General features: G+C 74.2%; 15 protein-coding genes, 6 tRNA genes and 1 pseudogene. 12 read left to right on the top strand and 10 right to left on the bottom strand.

The genetic code is table 11. From position 1 onward, the window contains the following. The first annotated feature begins 308 nt into the window (after positions 1-308). Positions 309-1,532, top strand: a complete 1,224-nt coding sequence (gene cobA / locus ACGFYQ_RS14565) for a uroporphyrinogen-III C-methyltransferase (RefSeq protein WP_393743629.1) — start codon at positions 309-311, stop codon at positions 1,530-1,532. 42 nt (positions 1,533-1,574) lie between these two features. Further along, positions 1,575-2,393 (top strand): TrmH family RNA methyltransferase, encoded by an 819-nt coding sequence (locus ACGFYQ_RS14560; RefSeq protein WP_393743627.1) that lies wholly within the window; start codon positions 1,575-1,577, stop codon positions 2,391-2,393. 46 nt (positions 2,394-2,439) lie between these two features. Here ACGFYQ_RS14560 and ACGFYQ_RS14555 read toward each other — a convergent pair whose 3' ends face one another. After that, positions 2,440-3,627, bottom strand: coding sequence for a serine/threonine-protein kinase (locus ACGFYQ_RS14555; protein WP_393743625.1), 1,188 nt, complete (start codon positions 3,625-3,627; stop codon positions 2,440-2,442). Positions 3,628-4,178: 551 nt separating this feature from the next. On the opposite strand from ACGFYQ_RS14555, the gene ACGFYQ_RS14550 reads away from it, so the two are divergent. From ACGFYQ_RS14550 to ACGFYQ_RS14540, 3 genes are all read left to right on the top strand, one after another. Then, positions 4,179-4,364, top strand: a complete 186-nt coding sequence (locus ACGFYQ_RS14550; RefSeq protein ID WP_328924772.1) for a hypothetical protein — start codon at positions 4,179-4,181, stop codon at positions 4,362-4,364. A 271-nt stretch (positions 4,365-4,635) separates the two neighbouring features. Further along, positions 4,636-5,568 carry a phosphotransferase gene (locus ACGFYQ_RS14545; RefSeq protein ID WP_393744037.1) on the top strand — a complete coding sequence of 311 codons (933 nt, stop codon included), beginning with the start codon at positions 4,636-4,638 and terminating at the stop codon, positions 5,566-5,568. A gap of 65 nt (positions 5,569-5,633) precedes the next feature. Continuing rightward, entirely contained in the window at positions 5,634-5,942 is a 309-nt protein-coding gene (locus tag ACGFYQ_RS14540) for a zf-TFIIB domain-containing protein (protein WP_393743623.1), read from the top strand. Between the two features lie 65 nt (positions 5,943-6,007). Here the strand turns inward: ACGFYQ_RS14540 and ACGFYQ_RS14535 are convergent. From ACGFYQ_RS14535 to ACGFYQ_RS14515, 5 genes are all read right to left on the bottom strand, one after another. Beyond that, a tRNA-Val gene (locus ACGFYQ_RS14535) sits at positions 6,008-6,079 on the bottom strand. Between the two features lie 52 nt (positions 6,080-6,131). After that, positions 6,132-6,203, bottom strand: a tRNA-Val gene (locus tag ACGFYQ_RS14530). A gap of 19 nt (positions 6,204-6,222) precedes the next feature. Then, positions 6,223-6,294: transfer RNA gene (locus tag ACGFYQ_RS14525), tRNA-Val, on the bottom strand. Position 6,295: 1 nt separating this feature from the next. Further along, a tRNA-Cys gene (locus ACGFYQ_RS14520) sits at positions 6,296-6,369 on the bottom strand. Positions 6,370-6,410: 41 nt separating this feature from the next. Further along, positions 6,411-6,483, bottom strand: a tRNA-Gly gene (locus tag ACGFYQ_RS14515). Positions 6,484-6,663: 180 nt separating this feature from the next. Between ACGFYQ_RS14515 and ACGFYQ_RS14510 the strand changes: the two genes are divergently transcribed. Genes ACGFYQ_RS14510 through ACGFYQ_RS14500 form a run of 3 tightly spaced genes read left to right on the top strand, consistent with a single transcriptional unit; the run spans position 6,664 to position 9,447 of the window. Then, positions 6,664-7,743: a chorismate-binding protein gene (locus ACGFYQ_RS14510; protein ID WP_393743618.1), complete on the top strand. Its 1,080-nt coding sequence runs from the start codon at positions 6,664-6,666 to the stop codon at positions 7,741-7,743. Further along, on the top strand, positions 7,740-8,561 hold the full coding sequence (locus tag ACGFYQ_RS14505; protein ID WP_393743616.1) for an aminotransferase class IV: 822 nt from the start codon (positions 7,740-7,742) through the stop codon (positions 8,559-8,561). Before ACGFYQ_RS14510 ends, ACGFYQ_RS14505 begins: the two co-directional genes overlap by 4 nt. A 43-nt stretch (positions 8,562-8,604) precedes the next feature. Continuing rightward, positions 8,605-9,447, top strand: a complete 843-nt coding sequence (locus ACGFYQ_RS14500; RefSeq protein ID WP_393743614.1) for a GNAT family N-acetyltransferase — start codon at positions 8,605-8,607, stop codon at positions 9,445-9,447. A gap of 12 nt (positions 9,448-9,459) precedes the next feature. Here the strand turns inward: ACGFYQ_RS14500 and ACGFYQ_RS14495 are convergent, their stop codons facing one another. Further along, positions 9,460-9,954, bottom strand: coding sequence for a DsbA family protein (locus ACGFYQ_RS14495; RefSeq protein WP_393743612.1), 495 nt, complete (start codon positions 9,952-9,954; stop codon positions 9,460-9,462). A gap of 168 nt (positions 9,955-10,122) precedes the next feature. Here ACGFYQ_RS14495 and ACGFYQ_RS14490 point away from each other — a divergent pair, with 168 nt between their 5' ends. Then, positions 10,123-10,581 carry a hypothetical protein gene (locus tag ACGFYQ_RS14490; protein ID WP_393743610.1) on the top strand — a complete coding sequence of 153 codons (459 nt, stop codon included), beginning with the start codon at positions 10,123-10,125 and terminating at the stop codon, positions 10,579-10,581. Between the two features lie 310 nt (positions 10,582-10,891). Here ACGFYQ_RS14490 and ACGFYQ_RS14485 read toward each other — a convergent pair. Continuing rightward, a pseudogene (locus tag ACGFYQ_RS14485) lies at positions 10,892-11,446 on the bottom strand (CGNR zinc finger domain-containing protein); the annotation flags it as partial. Positions 11,447-11,665: 219 nt separating this feature from the next. Next, on the bottom strand, positions 11,666-12,079 hold the full coding sequence (locus ACGFYQ_RS14480) for an SsgA family sporulation/cell division regulator (RefSeq protein ID WP_030011909.1): 414 nt from the start codon (positions 12,077-12,079) through the stop codon (positions 11,666-11,668). A gap of 177 nt (positions 12,080-12,256) precedes the next feature. Here ACGFYQ_RS14480 and ACGFYQ_RS14475 point away from each other — a divergent pair, with 177 nt between their 5' ends. After that, positions 12,257-12,733, top strand: coding sequence for a TIGR02611 family protein (locus tag ACGFYQ_RS14475; protein ID WP_393743608.1), 477 nt, complete (start codon positions 12,257-12,259; stop codon positions 12,731-12,733). A 57-nt stretch (positions 12,734-12,790) separates the two neighbouring features. Then, positions 12,791-12,862, top strand: a tRNA-Val gene (locus ACGFYQ_RS14470). Positions 12,863-12,949: 87 nt separating this feature from the next. Here ACGFYQ_RS14470 and ACGFYQ_RS14465 read toward each other — a convergent pair. Further along, the gene (locus ACGFYQ_RS14465) at positions 12,950-15,295 is read right to left on the bottom strand and encodes an SCO7613 C-terminal domain-containing membrane protein (protein WP_393743606.1); all 2,346 of its coding nucleotides are present in this window, start codon (positions 15,293-15,295) and stop codon (positions 12,950-12,952) included. 113 nt (positions 15,296-15,408) lie between these two features. On the opposite strand from ACGFYQ_RS14465, the gene ACGFYQ_RS14460 reads away from it, so the two are divergent. Then, entirely contained in the window at positions 15,409-15,897 is a 489-nt protein-coding gene (locus tag ACGFYQ_RS14460; protein WP_393743604.1) for an SRPBCC family protein, read from the top strand. The last annotated feature ends 29 nt before the right edge of the window (positions 15,898-15,926 follow it).

Here is a 15,926-nt window from a genome sequence, read left to right as displayed (position 1 = left end):
CCCCTGCGGGGCGCCTTCCCGGGCCTCCGCCCCGGACCCCGCGCCTCAAACGCCGGCGAGGCTGAAATGGCGCTGCGCGCCATCCAGCCGCGCCGGGATGAGGCGCGGGGTCCGGGGCGGAGCCCCAGTTCCGGGAAGGTGCGGGGTGGGGAAAGCCGCCCGCAGGGCCCGACCCGCGCCCCCGCCCCCGCAGGGCCGTATCGTGGACCCGCACGAGAAACCCCACGTCAGCACCGCACACCGCACACCGCCGCTCCAAAGCCGCAGCGGCAAGACAGAACGACCGCCGCATCAGGAGCCGCACCGCCATGGCCGAACACCCCGCGTACCCCGTCGGTCTCCGACTCGCCGGCCGCCGCGTCGTCGTCATCGGCGGCGGCCAGGTCGCCCAGCGCCGCCTCCCCGCGCTGATCGCGGCCGGCGCCGACATCCTGCTCGTCTCGCCCTCCGCCACCCCCTCCGTGGACGCCATGGCCGAGACCGGCGAGATCCGCTGGGAGCGCCGCCGCTACGAGGACGGCGACCTGGCCGGCGCCTGGTACGCCCTCATCGCCACCCGGGACCGCGAGGCCAACGACCGCGCCTCCGCCGAGGCCGAGCGCGAGCGGGTCTGGTGCGTCCGCGCCGACGACGCCGAGGCCGCCACCGCCTGGACCCCGGCCACCGGCCGCGTGGAGGGCGTCACCGTCGCCGTGCTGAGCGGCAACGACCCCCGCCGCTCCGCCGCCGTCCGTGACGCGGTCGTCGAGGGGCTGCGCGACGGCACCCTCACGGCTGCCCGCCCCCACACGCCCGGCGTCGCCCTCGTCGGCGGCGGCCCCGGTGACCCCGACCTCATCACCGTGCGCGGCCGCCGCCTCCTCGCCGAGGCCGATGTCGTCATCGCCGACCGGCTCGGCCCCCGCGACCTGCTCGACGAGCTCCCCCCGCACGTCGAGGTCATCGACGCCGCGAAGATCCCGTACGGCCGGTACATGGCCCAGGAGGCCATCAACAACGCCCTGATCGAGCACGCCAAGGCCGGCAAGGCCGTGGTCCGGCTCAAGGGCGGGGACCCGTACGTCTTCGGCCGCGGCATGGAGGAACTCCAGGCCCTCGCCGAGGCCGGCATCCCCTGCACCGTCGTCCCCGGCATCTCCAGCTCCATCTCGGTGCCCGGCGCCGTCGGCATCCCGGTCACCCACCGCGGCGTGGCGCACGAGTTCACCGTGGTCAGCGGCCACGTCGGCCCCGACGACCCGCGCTCGCTCGTGGACTGGGCCTCGCTCGCCAAGCTCACCGGCACCCTGGTGATCCTCATGGGCGTCGACAAGATCGGCCTGATCGCCGAGGCGCTCGTACGGCACGGCCGCGCGGCCGACACCCCGGTCGCGGTCGTCCAGGAGGGCACCACCGCCACCCAGCGCCGGGTGGACGCGACCCTCGCCACGGTCGGCGAGACCGTCCGGGCGCAGGAGGTCCGACCGCCCGCGGTCATCGTCATCGGCGAGGTCGTCACGGTCAACGCGACGTCCCCCACCACCAGCGCCTGACAGGCCGTTGGCACCACACCCAGGACAAGGCAGTATCACCCTGTGGCTGATCTCATCACCGTCGAGGACCCCGACGACCCGCGCCTGCGCGACTACACGGGTCTGACCGACGTCGAACTGCGGCGCAGGCGCGAGCCCGCCGAAGGCCTCTTCATCGCCGAGGGCGAGAAGGTCATCAGACGCGCCAAGGACGCCGGGTACGAGATGCGCTCGATGCTGCTCTCCGCCAAGTGGGTCGACGTCATGCGCGACGTCATCGACGAACTCCCCGCCCCGGTCTACGCCGTCAGCCCGGAGCTCGCCGAACGCGTCACCGGCTACCACGTGCACCGCGGCGCCCTCGCCTCCATGCAGCGCAAGCCGCTGCCCACGGCCGAGGAACTGCTCACCACCACCCGCCGCGTGGTCATCATGGAAGCGGTCAACGACCACACCAACATCGGGGCCATCTTCCGCAGCGCCGCCGCCCTCGGCATGGACGCGGTGCTGCTGTCGCCCGACTGCGCGGACCCGCTCTACCGCCGCTCGGTGAAGGTCTCCATGGGAGCGGTCTTCTCCGTCCCCTACGCCCGGCTGGACGCCTGGCCCAAGGGCCTGGACTCGGTCCGCGAGGCCGGCTTCAAGCTGCTCGCCCTCACCCCGCACCAGAAGGCCTCGCCGATCGACGTGGCCGCCCCCCAGTCCCTGGAGCGGGTGGCGCTGATGCTCGGTGCCGAAGGGGACGGCCTGTCCACGCAGGCGCTGGTCGCCGCCGACGAGTGGGTGCGCATCCCCATGGCGCACGGAGTGGACTCGCTGAACGTGGGGGCCGCGGCCGCCGTCGCCTTTTACGCCGTGGCCCAGGGCCGCGAGAGCGCGTAGCAGGCGGCGGGTAGCGGGTAGCGGGTAGCGGGTAGCGGGTAGCGGGTCAGAGCTTCTGGGCGGCGGCGATGCCCAGGGCCACGATCAGCGTCACCACGACGAACACGATCAGCCGCTGCCGCATCAGCTTCGGGTCCGGCCGCGAAGGGCGCCGCCCCGCCCCCGTCGTACGGGGCGCCGGGCGGCCGCCCGTACGCCCCGCGGTCGGCCGGGAGGACGGGCCCCCCGCACCGCGCGGGTTGCGGGAGGACGAGGGCCGCGACTGCGGTCCGCTCTGCGGCTCGCCCTGGGCCCGGGGCGTGGTGCTGCCGCCGGTACGGCGCTCCGCACGCTCCGCGTACTCCTCGGGAAGCCGGCCGGTCGGCTGCTCCGTACGGGCGCGCTGCGCCGGCGGGCGTCCCTCGGACAGGCCCTGCGCCTCGCGGGCCGCGATCTCCTTGAGCCGCATCGACAGCTGGAGCGTGCTGGGCCGCTCCTCGGGATCCTTGGCGAGGCAGGCCTGTACGAGGGGCGCGAGCGCGTCCGGGACCCCGACGAGGTGGGGTTCCTCGTGCACCACGCGGTACAGCATGACCTCGGAACTGCCGTGCCCGAAGGGCGAGTCCGCCGTCGCCGCGTAGGCGAGGGTGGCGCCGAGGGCGAAGACGTCCGTGGCCGGGGTGACGGCGGCGCCGCGCACCTGTTCGGGCGCGAGGAATCCGGGGGAGCCGACGGCCGTCCCCACATGGGTGAGGGTGCTCGCCCCGGTGGCCCAGGCGATCCCGAAGTCGATGATCCGCGGGCCCTTGGGGGAGAGCAGGATGTTCGAGGGCTTGAGGTCCCGGTGGACGACCCCCGCCTCGTGCACGGCGACCAGACCCTCGGAGAGCGCGGCGCCGATGGCGGCGATCTGCGCGGCCGTCAGGGGGCCTTCCTCGGCCACCTTGTCGTGCAGGGAGGGCCCGGGGACGTACTGGGTCGCGAACCAGGGCCGCTCGGCCTCCAGGTCCGCCGCCACCAGGCGTGCGGTGCACCCGCCCCGGATGCGCCGGGCGGCGGACACCTCGCGGGCGAACCGGGAGCGGAACTCCTGGTCCTCGGCCAGATCCGGCCGGATGACCTTGAGCGCGACGCGCTGACCGCGCCGGTCCGACCCCAGGTAGACCACGCCCATCCCGCCGGCGCCGAGCCGTCGGTGCAGCCTGAACGAGCCGACGACTCGCGGGTCCTCGCGCCGGAGCCGCATCATCGCCATGTCCACCCCGCTGACCGGTCGTCCTGTTGACGTGGCACAGCTTACGGACCATCCGGCATGTGCGCTCAGAGGCCGCGCCCTCGCCGGGAGATTCGATTGTCAGTGCGGCACAGCACACTTGAGGGAGCCTCAGCGATCTCGCCGGGCCGGGGCGGGTGGTGGACCGCGCCGACCAAACACCCTTTCGGGCAAGGGGATTGGGAGTGCTGCGCCCTTCCCGCCCGGGCCGGCCGTGCCCGCACGCCGTCGGGCCGCGAGTCGATCTTCGCCGCGCCTCGTCGGCGGACACGCATGAACAGGGAGTGACGGAAGTGAGCGAAGTCACTACGCTCCGGTGACCCCCTCCGGGAAGACCCCGACGCCGGGGGAGCGGTCTCCACCCAGGGGAGTACGCGGGGGTGACCCCGTCATCCTCCGGGAGGCCCGGCAATGGGTACGAGGGCATGAGGCCAGGTGCCTTCCGCGCGCCTAGTGTTGAAGACAAGCGGCGGGTGGCGCACTCGTCCCCCGAGGTCAAAAGCCCGCCGCTGCCAAACGACAGGGAGAGGACCATGGCGGACATCGCACGGCAGGGACGCAAGGCTTTCGCGTTCAACGGCCATGAGTCCGGTACGCGCCACCCGCTGGTGGCGGCGGCGATGGTGCTCCCCCTGGCCGCCCTCCTGCTCTTCCTCTTCGGAGGGTTCGAACAGGTGGCGGCGCAGGCGTCGTCCGTGGGCGCGATGCTGGGGCGCTGAGCGGCGCCCCAGGCCCGGGAGAGCGGCCCGGGCCGGGACATCCGCCTCTGTCACACCCCGTGGGGACGGGGGAGTGGCTGCGGACGGCAGGTGAAGGGTGCTGCCCGTACGACTGGGGAGTCGTACGGGCAGCACCCTTTTTCGCGCCCTTCCGCAGTCGCCGTACCCTCCTCCTCGGAAGAAGGGGAGGCCCGATGACCCGGGACGACACACGCGGCGGCTCATCCGCCGGGACGACCTGCCGGGCGGGCGACGCGTGAGCCGTCCCCCGCTGCTGCCCGCCGCCCTCGCGGCCTGGGCCTCGGACGGCCGCCTCCAGGAGTACGCGGTCCTCGCCGACCGGCACGACGGGACCGTGGTGCGCTGCGGGGCGGCGGTGGCCAAGGCGCACGCCGAGGACGCCGACCGGGACGCCCTCGCCGTACGGATGCGGATCGCCGGGCACCCGGCACTGGCCGGGGTGCTGCTGCCACCCCTGCGCCCCCGGACCGGAACCGTCCACGGCAGGCCCGTCTCCCTCTGGCCCTACGGCGCTCCGGTCGACCCGGAGCGCCCCGAGGACGCGCCCTGGGAAGAGGCCGGCCGGCTCCTGGCCGCCCTGCACCGGACACCGCCCGAGGGGCTCCCCGGCCCGGTCCCGCCGATGCGCGGACCGGCCAAGCTCGCCCGCGCCCTGGACCGCCTGGCGCGGACGGAGACCCTGGGGCGCGATCCCGACGGCGTCGGCGCCGTACGGGCCGCGGCCCGGTCCCTGCCGGCCTGGGCGCGCGGGGAAGCGGCCGCCCCGGTCGGCGGCACGCTGTGCCACGGTGACCTGCACCTGGGGCAGTTGGTGCGCTGTCCCGCCCCGGCAGGGGCCTGGCTCCTCATCGACGTCGACGACCTCGGCCTCGGCACCCCCGCCTGGGACCTGGCCCGCCCGGCCGCCTGGTACGCCGCCGGGCTGCTCGACACGGCCACCTGGCTGCGCTTCCTCGACGCCTACCGCGCCGCCGGCGGCCCGGCGGCCGGCCCGCCCGGCGGTGACCCGTGGCCGGAACTCGACCTCGCCGCCCGAGCGCTCACCGTACAGACGGCGGCCCTGGCCCTGGCCAAAGCGGCGAAAGGCGGCCGCCGACTCGACGACGGGGAGCGGCTGATGGTGGACTCCTGTGCCCGAATTGCGGCCCTCCCGGCCGACTTGGAGTCCGAGCCTCCGCCGTAGGGTGAGGTTCCCGCCATCGGGCATGCATCCGATGGCGATGTCCACGACGAGGAGTTGATCCGGTCATGCAGTGTCCGAAGTGTCACGCGATGATGCACACCTACAACCGCAACGGTGTCCAGATAGAGCAGTGCAGCGGGTGCCGCGGCATCTTCCTCGACTACGGCGAGCTGGAGGCGCTGACCCGCCTGGAGTCCCAGTACACCGCCCAGCAGTACGGCCAGGTCCCTCCGCCCGCCGCGCCGCCGGCCCCCTACCCGGCCCCGCACGTGGCACCGGCTCCCGCCTGGGGCGCCCCGCACCACGGCGGCCACGGTCACGGCCACCACGGCCACCACAAGGGCGGCTTCGGCCGGATGCTCTTCTCCTCCTGAAGCCCGGGCGGCACGCTCACAACACGGAAGCCCCGGCCGTCGAGACGGCCGGGGCTTCCGGGCGGTGCGCGATACTGGGATTGAACCAGTGACCTCTTCCGTGTCAGGGAAGCGCTCTCCCGCTGAGCTAATCGCGCGGGCTCCACGGCTCGAAAGCCGCAGGTCAGGCAGGTGATGCATGGTACTGCGTGCGCGATACTGGGATTGAACCAGTGACCTCTTCCGTGTCAGGGAAGCGCTCTCCCGCTGAGCTAATCGCGCGGGGATCCTTGCGGATCAGTGGACGATACTGGGATTGAACCAGTGACCTCTTCCGTGTCAGGGAAGCGCTCTCCCGCTGAGCTAATCGTCCTTGGAGGTGGAGACGGGATTTGAACCCGTGTAGACGGCTTTGCAGGCCGTTGCCTCGCCTCTCGGCCACTCCACCATGGAGCCGCAGGGGTTCTCGGGAAGAAATCCCCCACTTCGAGCGGACGACGAGACTCGAACTCGCGACATCCACCTTGGCAAGGTGGTGCTCTACCAACTGAGCTACGTCCGCAGGTCACCGTGCTCGCTCCGGGGTTTTCCCCCTTCGCTCCCTGGCGACGTGTTGAACTCTAGCGGATTCCCGGGCCAGCTCAAAAACGCGTTTCCGCAGCGTGCTGCCGCTCGATCACCACGGGTCACCCCGATGTCACCCCACCGGCGCCGCCGCGTCACCGGTCATAGACTCGCAGCCGTGCACGACCTGCCTCCTCTGGCCCGCTTCGGCGGCCTTCTCGCGACCGACCTCCGAGATGTCACCAGCGATCCCTCCGCCCTGGACTCCACCGGCTTCTGGGCGGTGGCCGCCGACTTCGAAGGGCGGCTCGTCTGCGCGCGCTTCGGGGACATACGCCCCGACCCCGTTCCCGCGCCCCGACCGGGCGCCTGGCGGGGTCCCGCCGCCGACGAGTGGTCCTCCTCGCTCGACCGGGCCGCGTACGTGGCCGGCGTCCGCCGCATCCGCGAGCACATCGCCGCAGGCGAGGTCTACCAGGCCAACCTATGCCGGGTGATGTCCGCGCCACTGCCGCGGACCGCGTCGGGAGGCGCCATGCAAGGCGATGTCGACGCGCTCACCGCACTCCTCGCGCGCGGCAACCCCGCGCCCTATGCAGGAACGATTCGGCTCCCCGCCCACGGCGTCGAGATCGCCACCGCCTCCCCGGAGCTGTTCCTGCGCCGCACCGGCCGCCGCGTCGACTCCGGCCCCATCAAGGGCACCGGCCGCACCGCCGCCGACCTGCTCCCCAAGGACCACGCCGAGAACGTGATGATCGTGGACCTCGTCCGCAACGACCTCGGCCGGGTCTGCGCCACCGGCTCCGTCTCCGTCCCCGAGCTGTGCGCCGTCGAGGAGCACCCGGGCCTGGTCCACCTCGTCTCCACCGTGAGCGGCGAACTCGCCGACGGCGTCGGCTGGCCCGAGCTGCTCGCCGCCACCTTCCCGCCCGGCTCCGTCACCGGGGCGCCCAAATCCTCCGCCCTGCGGATCATCGAGGCCCTGGAGACCGCCCCGCGCGGCCCCTACTGCGGGGGCATCGGCTGGGTCGACGCCGACCAGGGCACCGGCGAGCTGGCCGTCGGCATCCGCACCTTCTGGATCGACCGGGAGGCCCCCGGCGGTCCCCGCCTGCTCTTCGGCACCGGCGCGGGCATCACCTGGGGCTCCGACCCCGACCGGGAGTGGGCGGAGACCGAACTGAAGGCCGCCCGCCTGCTGCGGGTAGCGTCTGGAACCCACGAGAACGGGACCATGAGAGGGGCCGTACGGTGAAGATCTGGCTCGACGGAGCACTGCGGGACGTCGACGACGCGAAGGTGTCCGTCTTCGACCACGGGCTGACCGTGGGTGACGGCGTCTTCGAGACCCTCAAGGCGGAGGGCGGGCGGGCCTTCGCGCTCACCCGCCACCTGGACCGACTGACGCGCTCGGCCCGCGGACTCGGCCTCCCGGACCCCGACCACGACGAGGTGCGCCGGGCCTGCGCGGCCGTGCTGGAAGCCAACCCGATGCCCTACGGGCGGCTGCGCGTGACCTACACCGGCGGCGTCTCCCCGCTCGGCTCCGACCGTGGCGAAGCCGCGCCCACGCTGGTCGTCGCCGTCGCGGAGTCCGCCCGCCGCCCGGACACCACCGCCGTCGTCACGGTGGACTGGGTCCGCAACGAGCGCTCCGCCGTGGCCGGCCTGAAGACCACCTCGTACGCCGAGAACGTCGTCGCGCTCGCCACCGCCGCCCGGGCCGGGGCCTCCGAGGCACTCCTCGCCAACACCGTCGGACAGCTCTGCGAGGGCACCGGCTCCAACGTCTTCGTCGTGCTCGACGGGGAACTGCACACCCCGCCCCTGGCCTCGGGCTGCCTGGCCGGCATCACCCGCGCCCTCGTCGTCGAGTGGGCCGGGGCGAAGGAGACCGACCTGCCCTTCGAGGCGCTGGAGCGGGCAGAGGAGGTCTTCCTGACCTCCTCGCTGCGCGACGTCCAGGCGGTCCTGCGGATCGACGGCCGCGAGCTCGGCGCGGCCCCCGGCCCGGTCACCGCCGAGGCCATGCGGATCTTCGACGCGAAGGCCGGGGCAGACCTCGATCCGTGAACCCGGGTGACGCGGGGCCGCCGGGCAGGTACAACACGAGGTGATGACCACCACCCTGCGGCCCGCGCAGCCGCTCCAGCAGCACAGTGACGGCACCCGCTCGCGAACGTACGCGGTCCGGGTCAACAGCCGGCACGTCGGCAGCCTCGAACTCGCCACCCGCTCCGCCGCACAGCCGGAAGTCGGTGTGATCCGGGGGCTGTGGATCGACGAACCGGACCGGCGGCGCGGGCGCGGCACGGTCGCCGCGCTCGCCGCCGAGGAGGTGCTGCGCTCCTGGCGCTGTACGAGCGTCGCGGTGTCGGTACCCGCCGACGCGGCGCCGGCGCTGCGGATGGCCGAGACCCTCGGCTACCGGGTGACCGGCCGGGTCCAGGTCAAGGAGCTGCCGGCCGAACCGCCCGTGCTCCCGGCGGGCGGCGGCGGCCGCCCGATGACCCCGGCCGAGTACGACGCCTGGCACGAGCGGGCCGTCGTGGAGTACAGCCACCACCTCCTCGCCCCCGGCATGACCGCCGAGCAGGCCCTGGCCGCGTCCCGCGCGGAGCACGCCGAGCTGCTGCCGGCCGGGCGGGACACCCCCGGCGCGGCCTTCCTCCTCCTCGGGGCGCCGGACGGGGCGGTCCTGGGCACCCTGTGGGTGGGGGAACGCGACCTGCCCGGCGTCGGCCCCGTCCCGTACGTGTGGGACGTCGACGTCGCCGCCGAGCACCGGCGGCAGGGGCACGGGCGGACCCTCATGCTGCTGGCCGAGCACGCCGCCCTGGCCGCGGGCGCCCGCCGGCTGGGCCTGCACGTCCACGAGGACAACACCCCGGCCCGGCGGCTCTACGAGTCGCTCAGGTACCGGGACACCATGGTGAACGCCAGGAAAGAGCTGCTGTAGGTCCTGTCCGGCCTAGGAGGCCAGCAGGCGGTCGGCGATCTCCTCGATGCGGGCGCGCAGGCCGTCCTGGCTCTTGCCGCCGTCGAGGCGTTCGCCGCCGATCACGTACGTCGGGGTGCCGGTCACGCCGATCGCCTTGCCCTCCGCCTGGTCGGCGTCGACGATCAGGATGTGCCGCCCGTCGATCAGGGCGGTGTCGAACTCCTCGACGTCGAGGGCCAGTTCACGCGCCACGTCCAGCAGCACCGGCTCACCGCGCTCGCCGAGTTCGGCGGTGCGGGCCAGCACGGCCTCCGCGTACGGCCAGCCCTGCCCCTGCTCCACGGCCTCCTCGGCGGCCTGAGCCGCGGCGAAGGCGTGCTTGTGCTTCTCCAGGGGGAAGTGGCGCAGCCGGATGTCCAGCCGGTCGCCGTAGCGGGCCCGCAGGGCGCGTAGGTCGTCCAGCGCGCTGTGGCAGTCAGAGCACTGGAGTTCGCACCAGACGTCGAGGATCACGGAATCGGTCATGAGGACAGTCTCCCAGCCCCCGCACACCGCGACCCACCGGTACCCGGGGAGGAGGCGCGACCCGGAGATGTCCCGGAGATCCGCGCGGCGGCGGCCGTTCTCCTGGCCCGGACGGTCCCGCCCGGGGCAGGATGGATAGGGACAGACCGCCCACACCTGGAGGACCGCATGCTCGCCGAGACCATATGTGCCGCGGTGTCCGCGGCGGGCCTGGGCATCGCCGCGCTGACCGCCTACCGCAGGCGCTTCCTGGCCGCCACGCGGATCGCCGCGTACGCGCTGGTGCCGGTCGCCCTCGTGATGACGGGCCTCGTGGAGTGGGTGTCCGGAATCGTCTTCAAGCCGACGGTCTGGGCCGGCTTCGGACTGCTGGGGCTGGCCTGGCTGCTCTTCGTCGCCACCCGCGCCGTGGAGCGCCGCAGGCTCGGGACGTCCGAGAAGCCGGGCAAGGCGCCCAAGGCCGCCAAGGGGAGCCCGGCCCGGGAGGCCGTCGCCCCGGCCGCCTCCGCGCCGTCCCTCGGCGCCGGCAGCGGCCCCCGGCCCGCCGGGCGGCAGAATCCGCCCGCAGCCGCCCCCGCGGACGACTTCTCCGACATCGAGGCCATCCTCAAGAAGCACGGGATCTGACCGGCGGGGCCCCGCGGTCCACAAGATCGGGCGAAGTGGCGCCCGGATGTTGGCGTGTTGAGGGACGGATGGCGGCCCCCTGCGCCATCATCGGCCCGACATGCTCGAGACATCGCAGAGTGAGCCCTCGGTGCCCGCGCCGGTACCCGCCCCTGTCTCCGAGGAGCCGCGAGGCTGCCTCTTCGCCCTCTCACAGCCGCCCCTGATGATCTTCCTAGGCGTGATCGGCGTCCTGCTGCTGCTCGCCGCCGTGCACGATCTGTTCCTGCTCTGAGTGTTCCTGCTCCGCGTGTTCCTGCTCCGAGGGGCCCGCGTCGGCCTCCTTGCGCCGGGCCCGGTACGCCGCCACGTGCAGCCGGTTCCCGCAGGTACGGCTGTCGCAATAGCGGCGCGAGCGGTTCCGCGACAGGTCCACGAAGGCGCGCCGGCAGTCCGGGGCCTCGCAGCGGCGCAGCCGCTCCTGCTCGCCGGAGACCACGATGAAGGCCAGCGCCATGCCGCCGTCGGCGGCCAGGTGGTCGCCCACCGAGGCGCCCGGCGCGAAGTAGTGCACGTGCCAGTCGTAGCCGTCGTGGTCGGTCAGCTGCGGGGTGGTGCCGGCCGTCGCGACCAGCTCGTTGATCAGCACGGAGGCCGCACGGGAGTTCGGTGCGGCGAAGACCTGGGCGAACTTGGAGCGCACCGTACGGACGCCCGCCAGGTCGCGGGCGCCGAGCTCGCCGACGTCGCTGATGGCGTACTCCTGGACGAAGCCGCGCAGCGCGCCGATGTCCGAGAGTCCGTCGGGCTGGTCCGCCTCGGCCGCGGTGTTCACCAGCGCGACGACGACGTCGAGCGCGCGACGGGTGTCGTGGGGGATCTGCACGGGGTCTCCCTCAGGGGCCGGGCCTGCGGCGACGGGCTGCTGCCGCCGCTGGTGGCCGACTCTAGCGGGTTGCTCCGGCGGAGGGTCTCCACGCACACCGGCGCCGTCCGCACGGGTGGCTCCCGCGTGAACAGCGCCGGCACTGCCGTATGTGGTTGTCCGACACGCACCGTCGCCCCGAGTCGGACGGTGTCGAGCGGTTGCGGTTGGGGGCCTGGCTCAGCTTTCGGCCAGGATGTGGGAGAGCTCCTTGTCGAGGTCGAAGTGCCGGTGCTCGGTCCCGGGTGGGACCGCGGCGTCCGTCCGCTTGAGGAACGACTCGAGTGCTCGCGCGGGTGCTTCGAGCAGCGCTTCTCCCTCCGGTGAGCTCAGGGCGATGCAGACGACGCCCTGACCGTGGCTGCGGGACGGCCAGACGCGGACGTCGCCGGTACCGGTGGGCCGGTGGAGGCCCTCCGCGAGGAGGTCGCGGGCGAATACCCATTCGACCGTCTCCTCGGCGCCGGTGTGGAAGGTGGCGTGCACGGCGTAGGGGTCGGCCGTGTCATACCGCAGGCCCGCGGGAACAGGCAGTGAGGACTCGCTCGACACAACGAGGCGCAGGTGCAGCTCGCAGCTGACCGTGGTGTTCATAAGCGCCAGGGCCTTTCGCTCAGTGTGCGCTCGGGGATTCGCACGTCGGCGAAATCGACATGCCACCTACGGTGCCGTTGTAAACCCCTCTGACCGTTTTGCGGACCTCTGGGTCCCTCGGACGGCGGATCCAAAGCACCATTCACGTGTGCTTCCGGCTCCGGTAGATTCGATCCCATGAATACGGGGAGTGACCGCGAGACCAATGAGTCCGCAGCCGACGCGACCAACGCCGACGGAACCACCGCCGACGCCTCCGGCAAGGAAGCCACGCCGCAGACGCCGCACGTGTCGAAGGCGCCCGCCTTCATCAAGGCCCGCCGGACCCTGCACCTGAGCTGGCAGGTCGGCGTCTTCGTCGTCGGCCTCGCCGTCATCGCCGCGGGCGTCGCCATGCTCGTCCTGCCCGGGCCGGGCTGGGTCGCGATCTTCGCGGGCCTGGCGATCTGGGCCACGGAGTTCGCCTGGGCCCACCTCGTGCTGCACTGGACCAAGCGGAAAGTCACCGAGGCGGCGCAGAAGGCGCTCGACCCGAAGGTCCGCCGCCGCAACATCATCCTGACCAGCGTGGGCCTCGTCATCGCGGGCGCGCTGATCGGCTTCTACCTGTGGAAGTACGGGCTCGTCCTGCCCTGGAACATCAAGGACCAGTGACGGGCCGGTGCTGGTCATGGAGCACCGCTGACATGCGGTAATGTTTGCGGTGCGTCCGGGCGATTAGCTCAGTGGGAGAGCACTTCGTTCACACCGAAGGGGTCACTGGTTCGAACCCAGTATCGCCCACCCGGACCAGAGGCCCGGAGACTTTCACAGTCTCCGGGCCTCTGGCGTTTTCCGGCCCGGGGCCGTCCGAGCGGGCCGTCCGAGCGGTCAGCCCAGCCGGGCGATCGCGTCCCGCAGCCGGCGGGCGTCGCGCAGCCGCTTCTCGTACGTCGCTCCCACCGCCAGCAGCAGCAGGCCCGCCAGGGCCGGCGGCACCCAGCGCGGGAGCGCCCCCGCGAGCTGCACCACGTACGGGGCGAGCTCGTGCAGCGCCACCGCCGCCAGGACCGCGCCGCCCAGCAGGAGCGGGGCCCGGAGCCGCCGCTGGGCGCCCACCAGGGTCACCGCCAGCGCGGCCAGGCCCAGCAGCAGCGGCCGCAGCCAGTTCCCGACCCCGCCCGAGAAGCCCCCCAGGACGGCCAGCAGGCTCGGCAGCAGCGTCGCGGCCAGCCCCGGGCCGTACGCCGTCCACGAGGACGCCCCCGGGTCCCTACGGCGCCGCAGGAAGCCCACCACGAGGGCGGGGGCCGTCACCGGCAGCGTGTACGCCTCCGGCGCCGTGACCCCGGAGTCCGCCAGCCGGACCCAGGTCGCCGCCACGAACAGCGCCCCCGCCGCCCAGCCGCCCAGCGCGCGCCGGTCCGCCCGGACCGCGGCCCCCGCGCAGACCACCCCGGCCAGCGCCAGCACCAGTGCCAGCGTCCCGGCCCGGCCGGCCGACAGGGCCACCGCCGAGGCACCGGCCGCCGCCGCCGCGATCTCCGACGGCACCCGCACGGACCCCAGCCGCGGCCCGAGCGCGGCCACCGCCGCCGGGACCGCGAGCACCGGGAGTGCCCACCAGACCACCGCCAGGTCCGTCACCGCGCCCACCGCCACCAGCACCGCCGTGGCGTACGCGACCGCGCACACGGCCGCCCCCGACCGGACCGGGCGCGGAGCGGGCCCGTACGCCGCCCCCGCCGCGCAGCCCGCGCCGAGCAGCCCCCACACCGCGAAGGTGGCCGCCCGGCCGTCCAGCGCCCCCACGGACACGTTCACGGCGCCGACCAGCGCGCAGGCGGCGGCCGCGCTCCCGGCCCCGCGCGCCCGGGAGCGCAGGGCGAGGACGCCCGCGGCCCCCGTCACCGCCGTCTGGGCGGCGAACACCGCCGCCACCGGGAGGCCGAGCAGCTCAGGGGCCGTGAACAGCCCCGCCCAGGCCAGGACCACGGCCGCCACCGCCGGTTCCGGCCGCGACAGCGCCCGGGACAGCCACCAGGCCGCCGCCGCCGTGATCAGCAGCGTCACCGGGACCGCCGACCCCGGCCCGTACGCGTCCCGGGCCGGGCTCGTCACCGCCCACACCTCGTCCAGCACCCGGATCCGGGCCACCAGGGCCGGCGCCACCCCCGAGCAGCCCGCCAGTGCGGCCAGGGCCACCACCACCGCACCGGCCCAGGCCGCCCCGCGCCGCACCGCCGCCGGGAGCACCCGGACCCGTACCGCCGCCAGCAGCGGGAGCGCCACCAGCAGATGAGCCACCACCGCCCACGCCGGATCCAGCGACGGCCGCGCCACACCACCCAGCGCCACCACCGCCGCGAGACCGCCCGCGAGGGCGGCGGCCCAGGCGCGCGGCTCCCGCCACGCCGCGGCCGTGCCCAGGGCCGCTCCCGCCAGCAGCAGCCCCGCCGGAGCCAGGGTGCCGGCCGTCGAAGCCGCAGACCAGGACTCGGCCGCGCCGGTCAGCAGCGCCCCCGCCCCCAGCAGCGCCCCCGGGACGGCCGCCGCCCGGGCCCGCAGCGCGAGGGCGGCGTCGAGCGCGGCCGTCGCCAGCAGCGCCCAGCCGATCTCCACCGGACCCCCCTGCGCGGCCAGCGCGGCCAGCGGCAGCGGGAACTGCGCCGCCAGCACCGCCGCGGGCAGCGCGATCCTCAGCTTCGGCAGGGCCAGGCCGTACCCGGCCCACACCGCCGCCAGCACCCCCGCCGCCCCGGCCGCGTACGCGGTGCCGTCCGTGCCCGGCATGCCGACCGCGTACAGCGCGTACGCGTCCAGCACGGTCAGCAGCAGCCCCACCGCCGCCACCGACTCCGCCGTCGAGCCCAGACCGCGGCGCAGCAGCGGCACGGGCGCGGCCAGGGCCGCCGCCGTCACCGCGGCCAGTACCGCGGATCGCCCGGCGATCCCGAGGGACCCCCAGCTCAGCAGCGTGAAGGCCAGCGCGGCCACGGCAAGCAGCACCGCGCCCAGGGCGAGCAGCACGTTCTGCGCGCTCGGCGCCGAGGCCTCGCCGGGGTGCGCGGGCGCGGGCCCGGGAGCCGCCCACGCGGCAGGAGCCGTCGCGGGCTGCTGCAGCAGGCGCAGGAGCCAGTCCCGGCGGCCCAGCAAGTACAGCCGCCGCGCGTCGAGTTGTGCCAGTTCACGGTCGATGAGCGCCAGCTCTTCGACCGGCGGTATGGGCGTGTTCATAGTGCGGAGTGTGGCGCCCGTCACGCGGTCAGGACATGGGCGCGCGTACTCAGATGTGCCTGAGTACGCGCGGAGCGGGCGTACGCACACCCCGCGCGGGCCAGACTGGATCCATGGACCACAGCCACTGGGACCGATGGAGCCGCTACCGCTTCCACAGCGTGTGGGACCTCGACGCCCCGCCCGCACGCGTCTACGCCGTGCTGGAGCAGCCGGGGGAGTACCCGCACTGGTGGCCCCAGATACGCCGGGTCGAACCGGTCGACGACCGCACCGGCACCGCGACCGTCCGCTCGGTCCTGCCGTACGCGCTCCGCGTCACCGCCACCGAGCTCCTGCGCGACCCCGCCCGCGGAGTCCTGGAGGTGTCCCTCGGCGGCGACCTCGACGGCTGGGCGCGGTGGACCGTACGCCCGCGCCGCGGAGCCGGCGGCGGCCGGACCCGCGCGCTGTACGAGCAGGAGGTCGAGGTGCGCCGGCCCCTGATGCGGCGCCTCGCGCTGCCCGGGCGGCCCGTGTTCCGGCTCAACCACGCCCTCATGATGCGGGCCGGCCGGCGCGGTCTCGCGGCCCGGCTGGCCGCCCCGCCGGAAGCGGTTTGAACCAGCCCCAAGGCTTCTGTATTGTTCAG

It is taken from the genome of Streptomyces sp. NPDC048258 (assembly GCF_043201995.1).
Lineage (GTDB): Bacteria > Actinomycetota > Actinomycetes > Streptomycetales > Streptomycetaceae > Streptomyces.
This window is presented reverse-complemented; position numbering and strand designations above follow the sequence as displayed.

Bases quoted from the DNA above. Each gene is read 5' to 3' on its own strand.
- ACGFYQ_RS14475 (WP_393743608.1), top strand. From the start codon at position 12,257: ATGAATACGGGGAGTGACCGCGAGACCAATGAGTCCGCAGCCGACGCG.
- ACGFYQ_RS14490 (WP_393743610.1), top strand. From the start codon at position 10,123: ATGCTCGCCGAGACCATATGTGCCGCGGTGTCCGCGGCGGGCCTGGGC.
- ACGFYQ_RS14495 (WP_393743612.1), bottom strand. From the start codon at position 9,954: ATGACCGATTCCGTGATCCTCGACGTCTGGTGCGAACTCCAGTGCTCT.
- cobA (WP_393743629.1), top strand. From the start codon at position 309: ATGGCCGAACACCCCGCGTACCCCGTCGGTCTCCGACTCGCCGGCCGC.
- ACGFYQ_RS14555 (WP_393743625.1), bottom strand. From the start codon at position 3,627: ATGGCGATGATGCGGCTCCGGCGCGAGGACCCGCGAGTCGTCGGCTCG.
- ACGFYQ_RS14500 (WP_393743614.1), top strand. From the start codon at position 8,605: ATGACCACCACCCTGCGGCCCGCGCAGCCGCTCCAGCAGCACAGTGAC.
- ACGFYQ_RS14540 (WP_393743623.1), top strand. From the start codon at position 5,634: ATGCAGTGTCCGAAGTGTCACGCGATGATGCACACCTACAACCGCAAC.
- ACGFYQ_RS14460 (WP_393743604.1), top strand. From the start codon at position 15,409: ATGGACCACAGCCACTGGGACCGATGGAGCCGCTACCGCTTCCACAGC.
- ACGFYQ_RS14480 (WP_030011909.1), bottom strand. From the start codon at position 12,079: ATGAACACCACGGTCAGCTGCGAGCTGCACCTGCGCCTCGTTGTGTCG.
- ACGFYQ_RS14465 (WP_393743606.1), bottom strand. From the start codon at position 15,295: ATGAACACGCCCATACCGCCGGTCGAAGAGCTGGCGCTCATCGACCGT.
- ACGFYQ_RS14550 (WP_328924772.1), top strand. From the start codon at position 4,179: ATGGCGGACATCGCACGGCAGGGACGCAAGGCTTTCGCGTTCAACGGC.